This is a genomic window from Paenibacillus sp. Y916 (assembly GCF_056786435.1).
This window is the reverse complement of record NZ_JBXCJA010000003.1, coordinates 305,483-328,630: the sequence shown is the minus strand read 5'-3', so window position 1 is coordinate 328,630 and position 23,148 is coordinate 305,483. Positions and strand designations below refer to the sequence as shown.

The 23,148-nt window shown below is 40.4% G+C and carries 16 protein-coding genes and 1 riboswitch; of the genes, 3 read left to right on the top strand and 13 right to left on the bottom strand.

The features are described from left to right. Positions 1 to 27: 27 nt before the first annotated feature. The 6 genes from AC1TO9_RS09530 to AC1TO9_RS09505 form a co-directional block, all read right to left on the bottom strand. Positions 28 to 975, bottom strand: a complete 948-nt coding sequence (locus AC1TO9_RS09530) for a 1,4-dihydroxy-2-naphthoate polyprenyltransferase (RefSeq protein ID WP_482059003.1) — start codon at positions 973 to 975, stop codon at positions 28 to 30. A 496-nt stretch (positions 976 to 1,471) separates the two neighbouring features. After that, a complete protein-coding gene (locus tag AC1TO9_RS09525; RefSeq protein WP_482059002.1) occupies positions 1,472 to 2,578 on the bottom strand; it encodes a glycoside hydrolase family 88/105 protein in 1,107 nt (368 codons plus the stop codon). Positions 2,579 to 2,625: 47 nt separating this feature from the next. Beyond that, positions 2,626 to 3,501, bottom strand: a complete 876-nt coding sequence (locus AC1TO9_RS09520) for a carbohydrate ABC transporter permease (protein WP_482055920.1) — start codon at positions 3,499 to 3,501, stop codon at positions 2,626 to 2,628. A 21-nt stretch (positions 3,502 to 3,522) separates the two neighbouring features. Beyond that, positions 3,523 to 4,491 (bottom strand): ABC transporter permease, encoded by a 969-nt coding sequence (locus tag AC1TO9_RS09515; RefSeq protein WP_482059001.1) that lies wholly within the window; start codon positions 4,489 to 4,491, stop codon positions 3,523 to 3,525. A 149-nt stretch (positions 4,492 to 4,640) separates the two neighbouring features. Beyond that, complete coding sequence (locus AC1TO9_RS09510; protein ID WP_482055918.1) at positions 4,641 to 6,197, bottom strand: extracellular solute-binding protein; 1,557 nt, start codon at positions 6,195 to 6,197, stop codon at positions 4,641 to 4,643. A 532-nt stretch (positions 6,198 to 6,729) separates the two neighbouring features. After that, positions 6,730 to 8,259: an extracellular solute-binding protein gene (locus AC1TO9_RS09505; RefSeq protein WP_482059000.1), complete on the bottom strand. Its 1,530-nt coding sequence runs from the start codon at positions 8,257 to 8,259 to the stop codon at positions 6,730 to 6,732. Between the two features lie 181 nt (positions 8,260 to 8,440). Here AC1TO9_RS09505 and AC1TO9_RS09500 point away from each other — a divergent pair, with 181 nt between their 5' ends. Then, positions 8,441 to 10,741, top strand: coding sequence for a helix-turn-helix domain-containing protein (locus AC1TO9_RS09500; protein WP_482058999.1), 2,301 nt, complete (start codon positions 8,441 to 8,443; stop codon positions 10,739 to 10,741). A gap of 44 nt (positions 10,742 to 10,785) precedes the next feature. Here the strand turns inward: AC1TO9_RS09500 and AC1TO9_RS09495 are convergent, their stop codons facing one another. Together AC1TO9_RS09495 and AC1TO9_RS09490 are read right to left on the bottom strand one after the other, a co-directional pair. Then, the gene (locus AC1TO9_RS09495; protein WP_482058998.1) at positions 10,786 to 11,787 is read right to left on the bottom strand and encodes a glycosyltransferase; all 1,002 of its coding nucleotides are present in this window, start codon (positions 11,785 to 11,787) and stop codon (positions 10,786 to 10,788) included. Between the two features lie 69 nt (positions 11,788 to 11,856). Further along, a complete protein-coding gene (locus tag AC1TO9_RS09490; protein WP_482055914.1) occupies positions 11,857 to 12,471 on the bottom strand; it encodes a TVP38/TMEM64 family protein in 615 nt (204 codons plus the stop codon). A gap of 177 nt (positions 12,472 to 12,648) precedes the next feature. Between AC1TO9_RS09490 and AC1TO9_RS09485 the strand changes: the two genes are divergently transcribed. Beyond that, positions 12,649 to 13,491, top strand: a complete 843-nt coding sequence (locus tag AC1TO9_RS09485) for a lipoate--protein ligase family protein (protein ID WP_482058997.1) — start codon at positions 12,649 to 12,651, stop codon at positions 13,489 to 13,491. A gap of 305 nt (positions 13,492 to 13,796) precedes the next feature. Here AC1TO9_RS09485 and AC1TO9_RS09480 read toward each other — a convergent pair whose 3' ends face one another. Together AC1TO9_RS09480 and AC1TO9_RS09475 are read right to left on the bottom strand one after the other, a co-directional pair. Continuing rightward, positions 13,797 to 17,498, bottom strand: coding sequence for a non-ribosomal peptide synthetase family protein (locus AC1TO9_RS09480; RefSeq protein WP_482058996.1), 3,702 nt, complete (start codon positions 17,496 to 17,498; stop codon positions 13,797 to 13,799). A gap of 74 nt (positions 17,499 to 17,572) precedes the next feature. Then, complete coding sequence (locus AC1TO9_RS09475) at positions 17,573 to 19,336, bottom strand: methyl-accepting chemotaxis protein (RefSeq protein WP_482055911.1); 1,764 nt, start codon at positions 19,334 to 19,336, stop codon at positions 17,573 to 17,575. Between the two features lie 168 nt (positions 19,337 to 19,504). Further along, a riboswitch (cyclic di-GMP riboswitch) is annotated at positions 19,505 to 19,589 on the bottom strand. Positions 19,590 to 19,846: 257 nt separating this feature from the next. On the opposite strand from AC1TO9_RS09475, the gene AC1TO9_RS09470 reads away from it, so the two are divergent. Continuing rightward, on the top strand, positions 19,847 to 20,098 hold the full coding sequence (locus AC1TO9_RS09470) for a YolD-like family protein (RefSeq protein WP_482055910.1): 252 nt from the start codon (positions 19,847 to 19,849) through the stop codon (positions 20,096 to 20,098). A gap of 71 nt (positions 20,099 to 20,169) precedes the next feature. On the opposite strand, the gene cysK is transcribed toward AC1TO9_RS09470, so the two are convergent. From cysK to AC1TO9_RS09455, 3 genes are all read right to left on the bottom strand, one after another. Next, positions 20,170 to 21,084 carry a cysteine synthase A gene (cysK, locus tag AC1TO9_RS09465; protein WP_482058995.1) on the bottom strand — a complete coding sequence of 305 codons (915 nt, stop codon included), beginning with the start codon at positions 21,082 to 21,084 and terminating at the stop codon, positions 20,170 to 20,172. 37 nt (positions 21,085 to 21,121) lie between these two features. After that, the gene (locus AC1TO9_RS09460; protein ID WP_482058994.1) at positions 21,122 to 21,814 is read right to left on the bottom strand and encodes a M50 family metallopeptidase; all 693 of its coding nucleotides are present in this window, start codon (positions 21,812 to 21,814) and stop codon (positions 21,122 to 21,124) included. Positions 21,815 to 22,237: 423 nt separating this feature from the next. Continuing rightward, positions 22,238 to 23,143 (bottom strand): glycine betaine ABC transporter substrate-binding protein, encoded by a 906-nt coding sequence (locus tag AC1TO9_RS09455; protein ID WP_482055907.1) that lies wholly within the window; start codon positions 23,141 to 23,143, stop codon positions 22,238 to 22,240. Positions 23,144 to 23,148: the final 5 nt, after the last annotated feature.

The following is a 23,148-nucleotide window of genomic DNA, read 5'->3' as shown; positions in this document are numbered from 1 at the left end:
CTTCCTATTTATTATGAAAAGAACGGGTTACAGCGCCATCACAACTGCCACACTGAAGACAAGAATACGCGCCATATTCGTAATAAGAAAATTCTGAACAGCCAATCCGAAAGTATGCTGTTTCGTTTGTTTATTCATAAATGTGGCTATGTTCTTCTTTACAGGTATCAATGTGAGGAGAATAAGGAGAACGATAACTGGATTCACCTTCAAGAAGAGCAACACGATCAGATCTAAGAAGGAAGCATAGTAGATCCAACGAAACAGAATTAAAGCATAGTCTTTGCCGATGTACACCGGAAGGGTGTATCTTTTATTCTCAACATCCTCATCCATGTCACATATGTTGTTAGCTAGCATAATATTGGAGATGCCCAGGATAGCTGGTATTGAAATAAGGAAAATCAATAACAATTCTAGTATATTAATATGAACGTCCATAAATTGTTGGTCGAAAGTCAACAATATCAACTGATCTCCCACATGAATAAATATGGACACAAAAATAATAACAAATCCCATAAACAATCCAGAGAATAACTCTCCTAGTGGCATTCTAGAAATAGGAATCGGGCCGAACGAATATAATATCCCCACGCAGAATGACAAGCCTCCTACAAGGAAAACAACGACCCCCGTATTAAACACTAACCACATCCCCGTACCCACAGCCGTTATAAAGAGGGTAATAATCATTGCTACTACTGTTAACTCTTTCAACCCAAACTTCACAATCGCATTATGCTCTTGGTAACCGTAGCCTTCTTTTTTTTGTGCTTTTTTAAAATCATAATAATTATTCATCGCTGTTGTAAACATATCGAATGTGAGCAATGATACGAACATTAATATGAAATTCGCTATTTGAAATTCTTCGAATCGGAACACTACATAGACACTCCCTAGGAAAAAAGGGATCATACTTGCGAGCTTCGTCCTAATTTCGACTAGACTCAGAAAACTCTTCACTGTCATATCTATCATCCTTTAGTTAATTTCTGATGGTCTTGACCCTCCATCATCTCTAAAAACATGATATATTATTCTTTAAACTTTAGACAGCTATATATATCGTTGACGACAGCAGAATAGCAGGTATAAGCAACAATAACTACAACAGCGACAACATACCTATAATCCACTGCCGCCTTCACCATTCACTTCTAGCTGCAATAAGTACATCTAAATTCAACTAAATCCCTCTGAAGCTAACTTTAGTTGCACGGAGTACATCTAAATGACTGGAAACTCTACTTTTCAGCGTTATCGCCATTATTAACTGTATTTTTACAGCTAATTCTCTCCTTCCCTACCTCCATTACCTCCATTACCTTCAGCCATCCAGGAAGTCTTCCAATAACTTATACTTTTTAGAAAGCAAAAAATAAACGGCAGCGCCATCCTCTTCCCGGGACAGCACTACCGTTTCTTATGTGTGCGAGTTCAAAAGGTCAGCCTTCCAGTACTAAAGCTAAACCGTATCACTTACGATCAAGGATTGCATCTCTACGCACGCCATAACGAACGCGCCCACCCCATGTAGATCATTCTTACTTGTAGGACGAGTCACATAGTTCTCATAATCTCCTGCCGAAGTACCAATACAAATATCGGGCAGAATGATTCCGCCATTCTCGTCCCACTCCAATACTTGAATTAATCCTTCATAACCTTTCTTAGCTGCTTCCAAGTATTCCTTACCTACAATGCCATGCTTCACAGCCTTAGCAATCGTGTATACGAATAGGCAACTACCGGAGGTCTCTAGCCAATTATCAGCAAGATGACCTTTATCAACAACTTGATACCACAATCCACTGTCCTGATCTTGATAACGAACTATCGCTTCTACGAATTCCCCCAATTCCAATGATAGCTCTGTGTATCCCGGATCACTCTCAGGCAAATGATCTAGAAATTGTGATAATGCGAGACCATACCACCCCAATGATCTACCCCAGAATTCAGGGGAGCAACCTGTTTCGGGGTTAGCCCAAGGCATACGACGACTTTCATCCCATGCATGATACAGCAAGCCTGTTGCGTCATCTTTCATGTATTTACGCATCAACCGCTCCTGATGCAATACGGTCTCGCGCAGGCCCACTTCTCCATATACATTCGCATACTTCAAAGAGAATACCCCAGCCATATAAAGCCCATCCAACCACATTTGGTTAGGATACTTATCCTTGTGCCAGAAGCCACCCTCCGCCGTTAAGTTAAGGGTATGCAACAAGCTTCTCAGCTTCGTAGCCGCAATGCGATATTTGGGGTTACCTGTCCGCTCATGAAGTTGAAAGAGCAGAAGCCCTGCCTGAACAGCATCGAGCTCGTCTCGAGCGAAATATAAGTTTCCGTATTCATCCACGAGATCGTCCACGTATTGTTGAATATAATCAATATAGCGATCTTCTTGAACGGATTCCCACAAGAGTTCCATTCCACATAGAAATACCCCTTGATGGTAATGCCATCGATGCGCAGGAGGAAGCTCCCTAGCTTCGTAAGTATTCATTAAAGAATCGCAAGCCTTCTTCGCCCATTCAATCGGCGTTCTCGGTATACTACTAGTCATTTCAAACTTCCTCTCTAATGGATATATCCCTATCTTAGCTCTCTTTCTTAGCCTTTCATCGATCCCAACATAGCTCCTTTAGCAAAGTGCTTCTGCAAGAACGGATACACCATCAGAATAGGTAGCGTTGCTACAACAATAACAGCCATTTTAATCGTTTGATCTGGTGGTGGAACTGATGCGTCCAATGTCGAGCTATAATCCATACCGCTAGCAAGAACAACAATTTGTCTTAATAGTACCTGTATAGGCCATTTAGCACTATCATCCAAATATAGAATCGCCGTCATGTACGTATTCCAATAGGTTACAGCATAGAACAAAGAGATGGTTGCAATCGCTGGCAAAGATAAAGGTAATACTATTCTGAAAAATATGCCGAAGTCGCTACACCCATCAATTTTAGCTGATTCCTCTAACCCCTCAGGAATATTACGGAAAAAGTTTTTGAGAATAATCATATTAAATGCACTGATCGCTGACGGTAGAATAAGTGCTGCATAGGAATCGATGAGCCCCAATTCCTTCACGACTAGAAATGTTGGGATCATCCCACCATGGAACAGCATCGTAAACACAACCAGGAAGTTAATGACTGTACGTCCATCCAAATCCCTTCTGGAAAGACCATATGCCATAAGAGCAGTCACAAACATACTGAACAGTGTACCTATGGCCGTAACCCCAATTGAAACTCCCATCGCTTTAAAAATCGTATTCGTAGAGAAAATAAACTTGTAAGCTTCTAGACTCCATACTTTTGGAATGAGAACAAATTTATTGGCCGCCATCTCCGCACTTGTTGTGAAGGAGCCTGCTACAACGTGCATGAATGGAAGCACCGTAACTAAAGCAATAATGGCTAGCAACGTAAAGTTTATCGCAGCAAAGAGTTTGCCGCTGAATGATCTATCTTCTACCATTTCAATTCCTCCCACGACATATCAATAGACGCCTTCTTCTCCCATTTTTTTGGATATTTTATTGACCGACATGACCATAATCAACCCAATAATCGATTTAAAAAATCCGATAGCAGTACTATAACTGAACTGGCCTTGTCTCAAACCAGCGGTATATACATACGTATCTATAATTTCAGCAACTTCTCGGTTCATGGAATTAAGCAGTAGATACACATGTTCAAATCCAAGATCGAGTACGGAACCAATTTTCAAAATAAACAATGTGATAATGACACCTCTAATGGAAGGTAGTGTAATATGCCAGATTTGTCTCATCCGACCGGCACCATCCATACGCGCTGCTTCATAGAGCCCAGGGTCTATTGCCGCAATAGAGGCTAGATAAATGATCGTCCCCCAACCTGCTTCTCTCCAGATCACCTGAATGATATACATTGGCCTGAACCAGCCTGGATTAAGTAGAAAGTTTACCTTTTCAAATCCAAAAAAAACAAGTAGTTCGTTGATAATTCCTCCATCCATCGTTACCATAACGAACGAGATCGAGACGACGATAACCCATGACATGAAATGGGGTAAATAGACGAGTGTCTGAAAGAATCTTTTGAAAAAGGTACCTCTAAGTTCATTCAACATGAGAGCAAGTATAATAGGTATCGGAAAATATATAAGAATGTTCAATCCGAATAAAATAAGGGTATTCATCAAAATATTCAAGAAATCTGGCTCTGTAAATAACCGATTGAAATGCTTCATCCCCACCCAATCACTACCCATAATTCCTTTATAGGGTTTGTAATCCTGAAATGAAATAATTAATCCGTACATCGGAAAATATTTAAAGATAATAAAATACAGTATTCCTGGTGTAACCATGACATAGAGCCATTTATTTCTCCACAGACGCTTTTTGAGCTCACTACTGCTCTTACCACTCACACGTTGCGGTTCAGGAGCATTGCTGGGTTGAACGGCCACTTCCTGCATGATACTCTTCCTTTCTCCATCATAATCCAAACTTAATATATCTATTAGTGGTAGTCCAAACGTTGACTTTTCAATAATGAACGAGGCTGTTGAAATCCATCAACAGCCTCTTCTGTTCTACCTTACAGTCATCCATTCAAGCTAGATTACTATTTCTTATATACAGCGTTATACTCTTCAATAATTTGTGCCCCGCCACGGCTCTTCCAGCTCTCAACCTCTTTTTCAAAACCAGCCTTGTCAAGCTGTCCATACATATACTTGTATGTTGCATCCGTAATAATCTGCTGAAGTTCAACTCCTTTTTCCGTAAAGGTAGCTGAATCTAGAGCAGCTGTTGGATCTGGCACACCCACCTTAACATTCGCAAGTACTAATTCTTCTGCATGAATTCTACCCGGAAGAAGGTTCAAGCTTTCATACATACCATTTGTTTCTGATTCACCGATGACGCTATCTTTGAAGCCTTTCACTTCACGTTCGATCAGTTCTTTATCATCTGCTGGTTTAGCTTTACCATCCTCAACAGTATAGTGTACGCCTTCAATTCCCCAGAACATCATATTAGAAACTTCAGGAGTCATCATTTTGTCAAAGAACGCTAGTATCTTTTTGAGCTCTGCCTCATCCTTCACTGCATCTTTCGGAAACAAGACCACGTTGTTATAACCTGGAATCATCCATTGAGCGAAGTTTCCGTCCGGACCTGCAACCATACTATGCGTATCCAGAACAGCATCCGGAAAGTTCTTAACTAAGTCCTTGTTAAGTGAATCAATATCTTGCATGGATCCTCCGATATAGAGACCCGCTTTACCACTTTTGAACATATTCACAGCATCTGTTTTACTAGTCGCCGCGAAATCCTGATTCATGTAACCGGATTCACGTATCTTCTTGAAGAAGTCCATCGTGTCGATATACTGAGAGAACGTAAATTCCGGTGCTAGTTGACCGTCTATCTCACCCCATGTGTTTGGTGTTCCGAACCATGCTGATACTGTTTTGAAAGCACCATAGATCAATTCATTCCGATCAACAATACCCGTCGTATCCTTCTGACCATTACCATCTGGATCTTGCTCTGTGAACGCTTTCGCCATTTCGAACAATTCATCTACATTGGCCGGTGCACTGAGTCCAAGTTTATCTGCCCAGTCTTTACGATAGATAATTCCTTGACGCGCAAGCGGTCTACCGATATACAGTGTGTATAACTTATCATCCACCTTGGTGTTATTAAGTATTTCAGGTTTTAATTTGTTCAAGTTCGGGAATTCGCTTAAATAAGGACCTATTTCCCAGAATTGTCCGTCTTTGATTGCTTCTTTCATCTGAATGAATGTCGTCTGATTCTTCAGATAGGTTACTTGTGGTAAGGATCCGGTGGCAAATGACGAGTTCAATTTCTCTTCATACGTGTCTGCTGGGAAGAATTGATATGTCAGTTTCGTGTTCGTTAATTTCTCAAGTTCATTCTTTATCGTGTCTGGTGGTGCCTCTGAGGTGTTCAATGGGAGCATGATCTTAATCTCTGTCGGTTTCTCTGGTTCTGGCTCTTTCTCTACCACCGCTGTGGTGGTCCCCTCATTGTTAGATGCAGTTGGAGCATTTGTTCCACCGTTGTTTCCACCTGAACAAGCAGATAATACGGCACTGAACATGAACAGCGCAGTAAGCAACATGGAAAATGATTTTTTCTTCATACCCTCTTGACCTCCATTTAACTTGTAATGTTTACAAGTCCCACACTACACACCTTATCTGATTACGAAAACAATCATTTACTCATAAAGGGTCATAAATAGGCATTCCCACACTCATCTGTTCAAATGATTATCATGATAATCATTCATCCCACCTCAGTTATATATACCTATCTTCGCTAGGTATATAGTTGCATATGTACATCTAAATTCAGCCCTTTTCCTCTTTAGCCAACTTTAATTGCAAAACTGCATCTAAATTACTGGAAATTCCACTTTTCAGCGTTATCGCCATTTTTAAGTGTAATTTTGACAACTATCTTCTAAGACCTCCACCTTTCCTGCTTATTAAGTGTACTTTTACATCTACTCTAGCCGCACCTTCACTGCCTTCATGCGCGAAACATTGTTCATCACTCTAATAAGGGGTAAGCCTCGCTTACTCCACAACATATAAATTCTTATATATTCAAACAAAGGACGCCTTGCGGCGTCCTTTGTTGAGGATTTCAGATCATTTGATTGTACATCACTATTTCAACGCTTCCGTTCGTTCTTTATCCTCATGATATTGTTGCATTATAAGGTTCCCACCATTACGCTTCCATCTCTCAACCTCTTGTTGGAATCCATCCACTGTTAAATTGCCAAGGATATAATTATACGTAGCATCCGTAATGATCGTAGTCAGCTCAATATTTCTCTCATCATACGTTTGGGAGCTCAACTGAAGCGTTGGGTCATTAACTAAAAAGTGTTCATTATCTTCACTCAACTCATCTGCAAGAGCTGTCATCAATTCTTTCTCACCGACCTCCATAATGTTAGGATTACTAAGCCCGGCAATGATCATCGTATACAAAGGATTAACTTCCTTCACTCTCAGCTGCGAAGTTTCCTCTGGGAGAATAACTAAGTCATCCTTCATACTATAGTGTTTCCCCTCGAAACCATACATCATCAGATTAACAACATCACTATCCATCGTTCGATCAAAAAATCCAAGAATTGTTCTCAATTCAACTTCCGTTTTTATCGCCTTTTTAGAAAAGACATACAGTCCATTATAATTGGGAATAGACCATACTTTATATCCACTTGGTCCTTCAATACGATTAATCAAACCTAATCTAGCCTCTGGGTTAATAGCCTTGACCTCATTGGATAGTCTTTGAACATCGGTCATACTTCCAATATATACGCCCGCTTTCCCTCGAATAAGTAGATCCCGCTGAACTTCCTTGCTCGTAAAGACGAAATCCTGATTCAGAATTTTCTCATCGTATAATTTCTTCATAAAATTCATTGTATTCTTATATTCTACTGTTTCAAATTCAGGAATAAATTGATTATTATCTATTTTCCAATTGTTTGGTGTTCCGAAATAGGAACTAAGTGTCTTGAACACACCATATACTAGATCATTGCGATCAACCAAGCCAATCGTATCATTACTTCCATTCTGATCTGGATCATTAAACGTGAATTGTTTCATAACCTCATATAGCTCATCTAACGTCTGGGGCTTATTGAGGTGAAGGTTATCCAACCAATCCTCTCTAATGATAATTCCTTGCCTTGATGACGGACGTTCCGTGTATAATCCATAAATTTTGTTATCTACTGCAGCCTGCTCCAGAAAAACTGAGTTCAGCTCTTTTAGGTTAGGAAAGTCTTTCAAATACGGACCAATTTCCCAAAAGGCTTCAGATCTGATCTCATTCTTCACTAGGGTGTAATCTGTAAATTTCACAAAAGTGGCCTTTTTTAGGGAGTTCGTCGTTAATGCGGTATTCATTTTATCTGTATATATGCCCTCTGGTACCCAACCGATATCGAGCTTTGTGTCTGTTAGCTTCTCAATCTCTTGAATAATCTCATCTGTCGGTGGATGGGGAAAATGAAGTGGCGCCATAATAGAAATGCTCGGACGCTCATCATTCTTAGCCGATGTCCGGGCTCCCCCTCCTTCATTCGAACATGCGCTAATTAGAAAAACCGAAAGAATCATAAATATTAGATACGAAATGGCGGTACTTCTACTCCGATATGTATTAACCATTCTTATCCTCCCTTGATGAAACTAAATTATCTCGTCATAATAAGCTAAAGTAACTCTAATTCTAAGATAATGATTATCTTCATGGTAGATGATTATTGTCCTAACACTGCCTACTCTATAAAATTAAGATGTATCTATTTCCTCATGATGGGTGTTGAATCGTGTGAAGTCATTAAGCTTTTTGCGAAAACTAACAATGTTCACCTTTGTATTGAGCACTCTTCCTGTCATATTTATCGGCTCATTCTCCTATTTCACCTCCTCCAGTGAAATACAGAAAAATGTAAACAAAGGGAAAATGGAACTTATCTCTCAAATTAATTCCAATGTAGAGCATAAATTAACGACTGTCAACCATACTTTGAATCAAGTCGTTAACTCATCTATGTTGAAAAATGCTCTAACTAAACAACTAAATGTAAACGATTTCACATTATATAATGATTTAAGGAATGAGATGCGCAACATGCAATCCTTTGATACGAAATTAGAGGATGTCATCTTGATCAATAAACGCCAAAATTGGATGATCAAAAATTCAGGTCTATACCGATTCAATGAGTATAAATATGTTGATAACTTGACTGGATTGATGGGTAGCCCCAATAGCACATCATGGATAATCAATCCATCGATCTGGTTCTATAGCGAAGAGAATACCCGTGTAACAGATTGCAACTATAGCATCAGTCTTATTAAAAAATTGCCGACAGCCGATCTTGAGAAATATGGGCTTGCGATCGCGAATATCCCTGCCTGCGATTTACAAGATTTCATCACTTCGGATACAAGTCAATCAGATAGCATTATTATTGCGAATGAGCATAATATCATCCTACTTCATCCCGACCGTTCCTTGATTGGGCAATCCTTAAGCAAAAGTGGAATCGAGAATCTCACCTTATTGACGGACGAGACGAAACCTTCTGGGCAATTGACTGCAAAAATTCATAATAAAGCCCATTCTATCTCATATCTTCATTCAGAACTTAATGGATGGGTTTATTTATCAGTTACTTCCATCGAGAGTATGACGAGACAATCGAATACGATTGGTACACTAACTTTATATATATGTGCTCTCATGTTAGTTCTTTCTATTCTACTGGCTTGGCTCGGTTCTCGGCGCATGTATTCGCCGATCGAACGATTACTTAACCAAATGGGACAACGTGTAACGGATGTTCGAGCAAAACACACGAATGAATTCCAAGTGATTGGTGAACAGATCCACCACTTATTCCAGTCTAAATCTCAATTAGAGAAAGAGGTTCAACAGCATATTCAGCATGTCCGTACTTTTTTCTTAATCAGAGCATTCCAGGGAAATATTAAACAACGAGAGTTATTAGAGGAGCTGGAGCAATTCGGTTACCATACTCAGCTTCTAGAGTGGAAGACTATGGCTGTTGTGACGCTTTCCATCGATTACGGTGAAGATTCCCGTTATGAGAAACGAGATCTAAATTTATTGCTCTTCGCCGCACATAACATGATCGAGGAAGTGATTCCCACCTCACAGCGGCTCGCACCTGTCATTATGGATCACACGGTCGTCACATTGATTGGGAGCACTATGGATGATCCAGAGGCCTTCCATCACTTTCTCTATGCATTGACTGAACGTCTTCAACAAGAGGTCAATAGCTATCTAGATCTAAGGGTGAGCATTGGATTAAGTCTTCCCTTCCATTCATTCCATAGAATAGCCATTGCCTACAAAGAAGGATTAGAAGCATTGAAGCATCGAATTAAACTCGGTAAAGGAATCATCATTCAATATGAGAACGTTAACTCTGGTAACCACTATTTGAATTTAACTTACCCTGTACATACTGAGAACGACTTAATTGATGCGATCAAACTGGCGGAGACAGATAAAGCGAAGGAACTTCTCCATCTTATTTTTAAAAACATCTTCTCTTTGGAGCTTTCACCACAAGAATATCAAGTTCCACTAACACGCCTATTGAACAATCTACTGATTGTGATGCAAGAATCAGGCATTAGTCTAAATCAGATTTATCATGCCAATGGCTCATTATTTGAGGAATTGATTGACCTTCATATCGTAGCTGAGATTGAGGATTGGTTCTGGACCATGGTTATTCATCCCATCATTAAAATCTTCATGGATCGACAAGATGAACAATACCATAACATTTCTGAGAAAATTATCGATCTGGTTCAGCATCATTATGATACGGATCTAACGTTAGAAGAGTGTGCTTCAAGGCTACATTATAATGCTAATTACTTGAGCAGCGTATTCCGTAAAGAAACCAACTATTCATTCAGCGAATATCTCACCATGTATCGGTTCAATATGGCGAAGAAATGGTTGGCAACGACGGATATGCCTATTAAGGATATTGCCGCAAAGTTAAGATACAACAATTCTCAGAACTTCATCCGTTCCTTCCGCAAGCAAGAAGACATGACTCCCGGTCAATACCGGGACAATAAGAAGCAAAGGGATTAAGGGATCCATCCCCTAATCCCTTAATGATTTATTAGCTTATTAACTTATTGACTTAGCCATGTATCGAAGAAGTTCCGATATCCCTCTTTCATCACTCGGCTGGAGAATTTCTCAAAGGCATAAGCTCGATTGTCGAACGAGAACTTATGCGGTGAAGCCGCAGCCATATTAACTAGCTCGAACCAGTTCTTATCGTTACCGGAGAAGGCATGCGTCGAGCTGATATGGCCATAGCAAGGGTGTTCAGGCTTAACAATAATCTTCCCCATTGCCAAAGCTTCGGTAAGAGGCATAGCAAAGGTGTCGAACTTGGAGCAGCTCCAGTATACTTTCGATGAATTCATCAGTGTAAATATTTCCGCTTGCGATAATGCGAACTGTAACTTCACGTTAGAAGGAATGTTATATTTCTTCATACTTTCCTTATAACGTTCACCACCGAACACCATAATAACCTCCTTGTCTGGGTTCTGTCGTGCATATTCCAGAACTAGATCAGGTCGTCTATTCTCTTCATCCCTACCAATCCAAAGGATCCGATTATCGATGATTTGTGATGGGTCAAAGTGCTGCTCAGCTAAGCTCTCGCTGAATCCAATCGGGATCACATCCACATCTGTCACCCCATAATGACGGGCAAATTCTTGCTTCAAGAATTCGGTCTGAACGATAGCTTTATCTACCATTTGATAAAAAGGCTTCATCATCTCATAACCTGTCAGTGCCGGGTCTGGGAAACTATGTGGAAACAGTACGCTGTTCTTAATGAACATCTTCAAATATGTAAATCCCGAGACGGTATAAATCACATGATCAATTTGTTGTGCATGGATCTGATCGAGCACAATATCATAATTGACCAAATCACCCTTCTCATGCTCATATCCCGGAATCCAGTCGTGAGCACTAACATGACGCTCGGGGGATATAAATACAATATCCACACCCAATTCCTTGCCAATTTGCTGCAAGCGATCTGCAAACACACGAGGACCTTGAGACTCTGCAAATTGTATCTTTCTCATGACCAATCCGACTTTTGTCATCTATAGTTCATCCTATCTCTCATTAGTATTCGTATGACCAATATTACAGACGGTACATATCGTTATTGCTCACTTTAGCTCTACTGAAGTTCTTGTGAAATAACCTTCGATCTTCCTAATAATGACTAGCGATGCAGCGATAAATAACAGAACATACACCAGTTGAATAGGATGCTCAACAAAACTCTGCAAGTCATGTCCAATATAGGAAACATAGAATACCATAATACCTTTACCCAAAGTAACGGCTATCAGATAAGACCATATGCGCATACGCGCTATACCTGCTACTATATTAACAACTACAAATGGCCCCACTGGGAATATCCCTAATAAGAATACATAACTAAAGGCATTACGCTGAATCCAGATCATACTCTTAGCCACTTTAGGTTTCTGTGACCACTTTTGGAAATAAGGAAGTGTCGAGACCCTTCGTACGACTAGGAAAGTCACCAAGCAACCACTCACTAACCCTATCCATGAATATAGAAATCCAAGCCACAAGCCATACATTGCAGCATTTACACCCACGATGATCAATGTAGGTAATGGAGGTATAAATGATTTCATAAACGTCAAAAGAATGCCCGGTATTGGACCAAATTCACGGAACCTCTCCAGTGACTCCTTTATATTCTCCTCTGTCAACATAGACATAATATCTATTGCAGCTATCAACATGTACACCTACCTATCTCGCATCTATAGCTCATATTCCCTGACAATACCATCTTCGCATCATACCATATCCTTCTGTTATCTATATAATTGAAGGCAGATGCCTTTCTTCATGATAAAATAAAGATCATCTGATAGAATCAAACAACTTCATTATAGCTTAAAAAGGAGATCATCACTGTGAGTGAAATCAATTATCCCATTCTAGATCGTCTGATCATACTAGACCGAATGAATGAATTAACAGAGAACGATCCACTTTATCCATTTGCATTAGATGAACTTCTCTGCAGACATACAGGGAAAGGTGGTCCTGCGATCTGTCATCTATGGCGCCAGCCAAGGTCTTTTATTATCGGGATGAGGGACAGTCGTCTAGACGATGCCGAGAATGGACGCCAATGGATATCTTCTCAGAATTATCAGGTTGCCATTAGAAATTCCGGTGGTGCCGCTGTACCGCTCGATCTTGGCGTCGTTAACATTTCTCTGATATTGCCTCAAGATCATGGACATAACAACTTCAATCTTGGTTTTGAATTCATGTATAACCTTATCCAAGATGCCTTATCAAATACAGGTCTGCGTGTAGATAAGGGAGAAATACAAGGTGCCTATTGCCCAGGTAATTACGATCTAAGTATTGGTGGACGCAAATTCTGCGGTATTGCTCAACGGAGGCAAGCTCATGCTTATATCATTCAGGCATTTGTTATTGCTGAGGGCTCAGGTCAGGAACGAGTCAAGCTCGTAAGAGGATTCTATGATCGAGCCGCGGGGGAATCACCAACCGACCATTATCCGTTAGTAACAGATGATAGTACAGCGAGTCTTGAGGAACTAACTTCGATTGGATCTGGGGCAGCTAGAACATTCGCCGAAGCTGTGAAATATGTCATCCGTGATGGACAGACCGCACAGAGTGTGTCCAATGTAGCTAAAGATCTATACTTACCAAAGGTAGGTGAGATTAACGAATTGGCCCAAGCTTTGCGCCACCGATATGAAGTAAACGTTACCTAGAGAGTCCCATCGAGAATAATCAGGACATTTATAGTTTAAGAGGTTGTTCAAAAAGCCATCTTTTGATCACGAAGTATGCCAAGAAGCTTATTCGACATCGAACATTGAATTCAGCCGGTCCTTCTGGTGCTCACGTAGGTACTGCCTACGCTCCGCTCCTCACTCCCTTGCTTCATCCAATCTTCTTGGTGCTGAAAATTCGACTTTTTGAACACGCACTTTAAGATGGAAATACCCATAGAAAAGGGCTTCCTAATATTTCGGAAGCCCTTCTTACTGCGTTCATCAAGCCTTATATCAGCTCATCATGGTTTATCGAAATAGTTGACCGCGATAGCGTGTTCGATAAGTTGTTGGAAATATACATCATCTGGTTCCTGGCACTCTACTTGCAATTTCTGTAGATATTCCGTAGTTTGCGGGCAAGCAAATCTATAGATGGAATTCTTGGCGCCATCTCCTTCGAGCTGAGCCATAGCTAACTCTAATCCGACTCTCTCTTTCGGTTGACTGCTATCAAGTATCCATGATTCATACTGTTCCCAGTCTAGGAGAGTTATATCATATCCGTACTCACGGAACGCCTCGATCATATCTTCATAGGGAATCTGTACCGGATTACAAATATGAAATACTCGTCCAACCGTGTCGTTACTTAGAGCTAACGCAGTAATCGCTTGTCCCGCGTAATTAATCGGTGTCATATCAACCTGCCAGCTGACTTGCGGCGCTTTCTTCAAGAGTAGCATCGCTTTAAGCATTCTATAGAATGCATTATTATCTATATTATTCTGAAATACACCTGTCTCAGAATGACAGGACAAGTTCCCGACACGATATACCGTTGCCGCTACGCCTTCTTCCTCGCAAGTTCTAACAACTAACTTCTCGGCTTCTAGCTTACTGTTCGTGTAGACATTCTCAATGCTTACAGAATAATCGTAGGTATTACCATCGATGAACTTATTCCATTGCCCACTGAGTGCCAAATCCTCTGGAATTCCCAAGGTGGATACGAAATGAAAGCGAACATGTTCTTTCCCCCTAGCGAATGAGAGCAAACGGTTCGTACTGTCCACATTGACTCTAGCAAAATACTCAGGGTCTCCAAAATGCTTCACCTCGGCCGCACAATGAATAATAGAATCTAGCTTGTCGTTCAATAACGCTGCTACTGTATCTATCATACCTAGATTATCCTGCTCCAAATCCCCCTGAACAGCAACGACCCTCCCCTCAAGCTTCCCTACAATATCATCTCCGAAATAATCCTTCATAATTTCTATGAGACGCAGATAGGGATCTTCACTCCCCGATGAACGTACCAAACAATACACGGTTGCCTCAGATCGTTGGATGATCTCATATAGCAAGTGTGAGCCTAGATATCCCGTCGCTCCAGTTAAGAGTATATGTCTGTTACTGTATTCCTTAACATTTGCAGGAGATTGTATTCCAAATGAGCTCGGAAATTCTGCTAAATCCTGAATCCGTGAACTAACTGCCCTATTGTTATTCATCACCAACGTATCCTTTAGCTCTACAACCCTTTCCGCTAATTTGGAGATCGTGGAGAAGGCAAAGAAATCATTGATTTTTAATCTCGGAAACTTAGGCTTCAGAATAACTAGAACTTCCAATATCTTCAGCGAATGCCCACCGACCTCAAAGAAATCGTCGTGAATGCCTATGTGAGTACGGTTCATCACTGTCTCCCAAGCTTCGGCTATTTCCTGCTCCAATTCATTACGGGGAGCTTCATAATTGGAATTGTCCGCTACGGTTACTTCTACTTCGTAAATTGCAAGTTGTTTGCGGTCTATTTTGGCCGTGGGCGATAAAGGCATCTCTTCCAAAAAACAGAAGTGACTTGGAATCATATAGGATGGTACTTTTTTGCTTAAATATTGGACAAGCTCATTTCTGGAGATATCTTCTCCGTTCTTTGAAGTATAGAAGGCGACAAGGAACTTCGTTCCATCCGCTTCTGCCTTAGCAATGATCGCTATTTCTTTGATCTTCTCGTATTTAACTAAGTTTTCTTCAATCTCCCCGATCTCAATCCGATATCCTCTGATCTTAACCTGTAGATCCTTTCTACTCACGTACTGAATTCCGTTCTTCTGCAACATCACCATATCTCCAGATCGATAATATCGTTTGCCAGAGTTCGGATCCACTGGGTCAGGAATGAATACTTCATTCGTCTTTTCCTCTAGATTCAAATAACCTTTGGCTATACCCACAGAGCTGATGAGCAATTCACCCATAACATGTAACGGACAAGGTTGATTATTCTCGTTCACGATCAGAACCTCATAATTGGTGAGGGGTACTCCAATAGGAATGCTCGAGATATCATCTGGGACAACATAATCAATTACATGGCCCGTCGTTAAGGCTGTTACTTCTGTTGGACCATATACATTTATTATTCTAACGGCATGGCCGAACTTCCTCTGTAATACTCGGACGGATTCCCCGGATAAAGACTCGCCTCCAACGACAAGACTCTTGATCACATGATACTTCAGTGCATCTTCATCACTAAGATGAGCTGATAACTGATTAAAGAATACCGTCGGCAAGAGGCATAGTCGTGTCGCCTTGACTTCTTCAATTGCGGCTGTGAACGACTCTATTGAGAATCGTTGTTCATTATTTAAGATATGTAGTCTTGCGCCACTACATATTGAACTGTACATGTCATACACGGATGCATCGAAACTAAAAGTAGAATACTGTAACATAACATCTTCTTCATTAAATTGAAGATCTTCCTTGGTTCCCAAGGCAAGATTTACAACGCCTGCATGTGCGATCATCGCACCTTTGGGTTTACCAGTCGACCCAGATGTATAGATGACATACGCCATGTCATCGGGATGACTGATTACATCAACAGGATCCTTCGAATACGGATCGAGTTGCTTATCCAAACTAAATACTGCAACTTCTGATTCATTCCCACTTAACAGTTCTGCTACCTTAGCTGTATGTTGATCTTTTGTAATAATAATGTGAGATTGGGTATCCATAATGATGTAAAGATTTCGGTCATCGGGATGCTCCGGATCGAGTGGAATATAGGCTCCCCCCGCCTTTAATACACCCAACATACTTATAATCGCTTCAAGACCTCTCTCCATAAAGATAGAAACAAATTCCCCTTTGGAAAGTCCTTTATGCACCAGCATCTGAGCCACTTGATTCGATAAACCATCCATTTGGCTATAAGTTAAGCTACCCATATCAGAGGAAAGGGCTATCTTATCGGGAAAGCGACTTACTACGGATTCCAGCATTGCTGGAATCGTCAAAGTAAGTGGCCAATCCTTGGATGTGTTATTCAATTCAGCATATGCGTTCATATCTTCCTTGGTTAGAATGGGTACGTTTCCTATCAATGTGGCAGTATCGGCCAATCCAGCATTTACAAGATACTGATAGTACTGAACAAATCCATGAATGGTACTCTCCTTGAATAAGTTCATATGATATGAGATATGTACAGCCCATATATCTTCATCCTTACGGACTGACCAATTTAGAATGCTATCTTCCACCGTATGGTCTTCGCCATAAATCGTCTTAATAAGGGAAGACTGGCCCGTCATTAATTCTATCTCTGATATTGGTAGACTAGCAGCATATATGCTGCTTAATTTCTCCGATATAACATCGAATAGTTGTTGAAACGAAATATCTCCTTCCCACACCATCCGCAAAGGTAATATATTTCCGCTATGATCGTTGACACCAACAATCAAGTCCCTCTCACCAGTCATTCTATACAGAAATGCATAATAGCAACTTAGCATCCAACTATTCATATCCATAGGGTTAGTATGGTCTGGATTAACTTCTAGTACAAACCTTGCCTTCTGTAATACTCTGGGTGTAAGATGTTTCGGGAAATCCGTATATATATCCAATGCCGATAAAGGCGACTGCAGCTCTTTCACCCAATATTCGTTCGTAGTCCCCGTTATCAAAGTAGTAATCATTAACAATCGCTCCTTATTTATATCTCTAGAAGTAACGTATTTTGCGATAACAAACTAACCTTCGACATGCTATTTTAGACTTTCAATCCAAAGACTAATTCTTCAATCTTACTAGATACTTGATTTAAGTGCTCCGCAGTTTCAACCATTTTGTTCGAAGATGTTCGTTGCTCATGGGTACTAGACTTAATTTCCTCAGATACCTCAGCATTTCTCTCTGCTATAACCGCAAGATGCTTAATTGCAGCGGTGATTTGTTCTGTCTCAGCTACCATCTCTTCTGTTGCGGCAGAGACTTCCTGAATCTGACTTGTCACTGATTCTGTAGCTATTAACAGCCCATTAAATAAAATGCCTGTCTCCTTCACAATTCGTATTCCTACTTCTACATTACGTTCTCCTTCATTAGCCGCATTAACTGCAATCTGAGTTTCCTTTTGAATAAACTGAATTAATTCTGCAATTTGTTCAGCAGATTTCTTAGACTCTTCCGCCAGTTTTTTTACTTCATTGGCTACAACAGCAAATCCGCGTCCCTCTTCTCCAGCTCTTGCTGCTTCAATGCTAGCATTTAAAGATAGTAATTGCGTTTGCGTAGCAATTTGGGTAATCACGTGCACAATTTCACCTATTTGTCCAGAACGATTCTGTAATTGTTCGATGGAACTAACGGAGTTAAGTACCGATTTATGAATATTATCCATCTGTTGCATAACTTCGCCTACATTCTCGTTACCACGCTCTGATTGATCTTTCATTTCCATAGACGTATCAGATAACAGATTAGTACTGCTCGCAATAGTGCCCACGCCTGAGGATATTTCCTCTAATGAAATTACACTCTCTAAAATGGACTTACTTTGTTGAGATGCTTGTTCAGATATCTCCTCAATATTAGTAGTAATCTCCATTGAAATTTCTTGGTTATCTTCCAGATTGGAGAACAATTCTTTCGATTGTTCTGCCGATTGTAAAGATACGGATTTAATAGTCGTTACCAAGCGATTCATAGTGGTGACTGTCGCGTTAAATCTTTCCGCTACTTGACCGAATTCATCCTTGCCTATTGGTAGTTGAACGTTAAAGTCACCTTTACTTAGTGTCTCTAGAGCATTCATCAAGTGCTTCACAGGTGCAAAGGTCCGCTTCGTTATGAAATATTGCAGCGCCAACATAACAATTAAGGTAGCAAGTAGAGCTATCGACGTACTTTTTAGCAATGCCTGTTTCCCAGCCATAATTAAGCTCGCATCAACATCTATACCCATATAAGCGAATATATTGCCTTCGCTATCTTCATAGGGTGATAGAACGGTTACCCACGTACCGTAGTCATCATCATACGGATCAGTAAATGCCATTTCCTTCGTCTTCAACATTTCTCTGACACCATCAGCATGAATAGTAGGCTGAGGGTACAGCGCCCCGTAAGCTAGTCCGTCTGCAGCAAGCATATCCATCACTTCATCTGAAAAGGCGATAATAGATGTTTCATTGCCATTCACAAGTTCAGGCCCGAATATGTAACCTTGAGCAACGTTAGGATGCATCTCTGGCAATTCGGCAAATACCTCAGCCATTTTTCGATGAATCGGTGAATTACGGTCTGTATTAGCTTTCGCTTCAAGAGTCTCTTCCGCTGTTATCTTCCCTTTCCAAGACTCCATAATTTTCTGCGAATCAGACTCCAATTGATCTGTAAGAACTTCTCCTTGAATATAATAACTTGATATAATTAATATAACTCCTGTTAAAATAATGGATATACTAGTCCACATCATATTTTTAGTGACAATACTTCTGTTAGTGATCGATTTAAACATTTGTGGTAACTTCATGTCCTATCTCCTCTTTGTCTGTTTAATATGTGCGAAATCTAATGTCGTTGAAACTACAATTATAACGTCGTTCCCCCCTATCCTTTCAAGTTCAGTTTTGTCTATTCATAAAGACAAAAAAAAGGTGATCTACGGAAACTGTTATAACAGCCGCAAATCACCAATTTTTCATGTAACTGGCTGACTATCCCATGCGGATTTAGTCCCTTTAGCTTTGCGTCACTACTTTTCAGTAATTTTGCCGAATTTTTTTTATGAAATTAATAATCCAACCAAGTAAATCCTAGTTCATTATATCTATTTATTAAAATACAATAACGAGTCCTATCTTACTACGTATTTGTAATCATTTCCATTGAATTTTGCAATTTTCTGAAATTTTCTTTCTAAAAGTAGAACTTTATGGTTCTAACGACCTAAACTCAATGAAATGATGAAGATAGAAATGACTTCAACATCATTTGACGGTATACTGGAGATTCGGTCTTGTTGTGTAAGGGAGGGATTTATATGGCTAAGCCAAAGGTTGCGAAGAGGCCCACGCGTGATGAATTTGAATTAGAAGAATTAGGGAACCAATTAGTCGAAGCAAAGAACGAGGAAAGTGACATCGTATTAACCGTTTGGGGACGGCAAGAACAGGTGCGTGGTCAGATCGTGCTCTTGGACTCAAGAACCCGATTAGTTCATATTCAGTATGATATAGAACTAACGAAGATACCTTTTCTAGATATTATGAGAGTGGACTATCCAAGAGATTAATCACATTGAAATCATACGCCCGAGGAATATGAGATTTCCATGGGCGTGATATGAATAGATATCCTTATATTTCAAAATAACTCCATGCTCAAGTATCGTTCACCCGTATCAGGAGCTATACATATTACTCTCTTGCCGGTTCCTAACTTCTTGGCTACCTGTATCGCGGCATAAACAGATGCACCTGAGGAAGGTCCTACAAGAATGCCCTCAAGACGAGCTAGGTCCTTCATCATTCCAACAGCATCTACATCCGTTATCTGAATAATTTCATTATATACCGTTGTATTAAGAATTTTCGGAACAAAGCCTGGACTCGTGCCCACTAATTTATGCGGACCAGGTTGACCACCAGAAAGAACGGGAGATCCTTGAGGTTCCACAACAGCGATATGAATATTAGGCAAATGTTCACGTAACTTCTCGCCTGTACCTGTAATCGTACCTCCTGTACCTGCGGTAGCTACAAATGCATCCAAACGATAATCCATTTGCTCCAATATTTCCGGAGCGGTCGTGATACGATGAATATCAGGATTAGCAGGATTCTCAAACTGCTGAGGTATGAAGCTCCCGACAATTTCTCCACTGAGTTCCAGTGCCTTAGCAATAGCACCTGGCATTTTTTCATTACTTGGCGTTAAAACAACCTCTGCTCCGTATGCTTTTAGAATATTGATTCGTTCCTTGGACATATTATCAGGCATAATAAGAATAGCCTTATAACCTTTAGCCGCTGCAATCATAGCTAAGCCAATACCTGTATTGCCGCTAGTCGGTTCAATAATTGTCCCACCAGGGGTGAGTAAACCCATTCTTTCGGCTGTATCAATGAGATTAAAGGCCGCTCGATCTTTCACACTTCCTGAAGGATTGAACATTTCTAACTTCACGTATACCTCTGCTGCCCCTTCCGGAACGGTACGATTTAAACGAACCATCGGTGTCTGGCCTATAAGTTCTGTTACACCATTTACGATCTTCATATATATCTCCTTCACTTATACAAGTATCCATATCTGGTTATAGTGAAATATTCCTTTCTTGATGGGAAGGCTCTTTCCAACTCCGAAAAAATAAGTGGAGTGAAATTCGGGCACAGGCAAGCGCAATAGCAAGAAATAATAACGCCCATAATACGGTAGGTATATGTGTCCACTTAGCTAAATTAGAAGCATCCCCAGCATTCTTTCCCAGTAGAGATTGTGTAACGAGAAATAATGGCCCCATTACAGATTCCTCCAATGTCAGGAAGGCCAGTAATCCGAAATACATATTGCGTAACATCGGTGGAAAATATAGCATGATGATGTTCAGGACAATGAATCCTATAAGCCAGATCACCCCATAACCCTGATGTACAAAAAAGATAATCATCAACAGTGCAATCGTTGTTAATAGCACCAATCCCCACTTCTGCCGCTGCTTATGCAGCCAATAGAACAACAATACAGCCGTCAATGATGCTGTGATATAACCTGCAAGTCCAATGAATATAGCACTCCATAACGAGGTCATTGTCGAATATGTAACACCGCTGTGGTCTGCATTCAATTCAATGAACAATACGCGACCAGATGTGAACAACGTCATCACGGCATGAGCGAATTCATGAATCATCGTATCCAACGTCCGAAATAAATAGCTCATCGGAATGAATCGTGTCAATATAGCCGACCCAAGTAGTATAAGAATTGTCTTCAGCCATTTACTCATAGCATTCTCTCCTCGGCGCCAGCGCCTCAATCACAATGTTATTCTTTACTGTAATTATCATAGTTACATTAAACATCATATGCAAATATGTTTAAGAAAGGCGCCGACGGCGCCCAGCGGAATAGCTGCAAAAACTGCACTTAAAATAGCGGGAAAGGTACGGAAGCGGGAACTAGTTGCACAAGCTACAGTTAAAAGTGGCGATAACTATGTAAAGTGGGAATTTGAGTAATCTAGATGTACTCTATGCAGCTAAAATTAGTGTTAGAGGAAATTGGTCGGATTTAGATGTACTTTGTACATCTGTTGATTAACGAAAAGGTGGAATAGATCTAAATGTCTCCCAAAAACAAAAACTTATACTTTCTATTATGTTAAAAAAATAGGAGCGAATAAATTCGCCCCTACTATGTCACTCATTATTTACTCTATTCCAGCAACCCATTCATTTACCGTTGCTTCATTCGCAGCGATCCACTTCTGAGCAGCTTCTTGTTCAGTCATACCTTCAGATATATCGACCATAACAGTCTCCATATCAGCTGCTGTCCATTCGAATTGATCTAGAAATTGATACGCAGCTGGTTGATCTTCTTTTAACCCTAAACGAACGAGTGTATGGATTTGCTCGCTACCGCCATATACGGCTTTAGGATCTTCAAGGTATTTCAAATCCATGTCAGCGAACTTCCAATGTGGAGTCCACCCTGTAATAACAATCGGCTGTTCCTTTGCGTAAGCGTCTTGCAGTACTTTGACCATCGCGGCAGAAGAGCTCTCAAGAATGTTCCAATTCTTCAGGTCATATTCCTTAACAACATTCTCCGTTTGTGTCATAATACCCGCACCCGGTTCGATTCCCGTAATTGTGAAATTAACGGATTTCCCTACTTCTTCTTTATTCAAATCCTCAATTGTTGTAATATCCATGTAGCTTGGAACGACTAATCCACTTTTAGTTCCATCTAAATTAGCTCCGAGATCTTCGAATTTTTCTTTATTCGGCTCATAGTAGATCTCACCATGCGTGCTTGGTAACCATGCAGCCACCATGGCATCTGCACTACCGTCTGCAATACCTACGTACATTGGACCCGCATCAACCTGAAGCATTTCTACTTTATAATTCAATTTACTTTCCAGTACTTCCTTTACAACATTCGTACTGGCAATTTCGGAATCCCATGCCACATAAGCCATCGTGATCTTCTTATCCTTCTTGGCTCCTGTTGTATTACCGTTCCCATTTCCATTAGTAGAACACCCTGCAAGCACCAACGTTATCGCCATAAAAGCCATCAAAAGTACACTCATTTTCTTCTTCATCATATCTT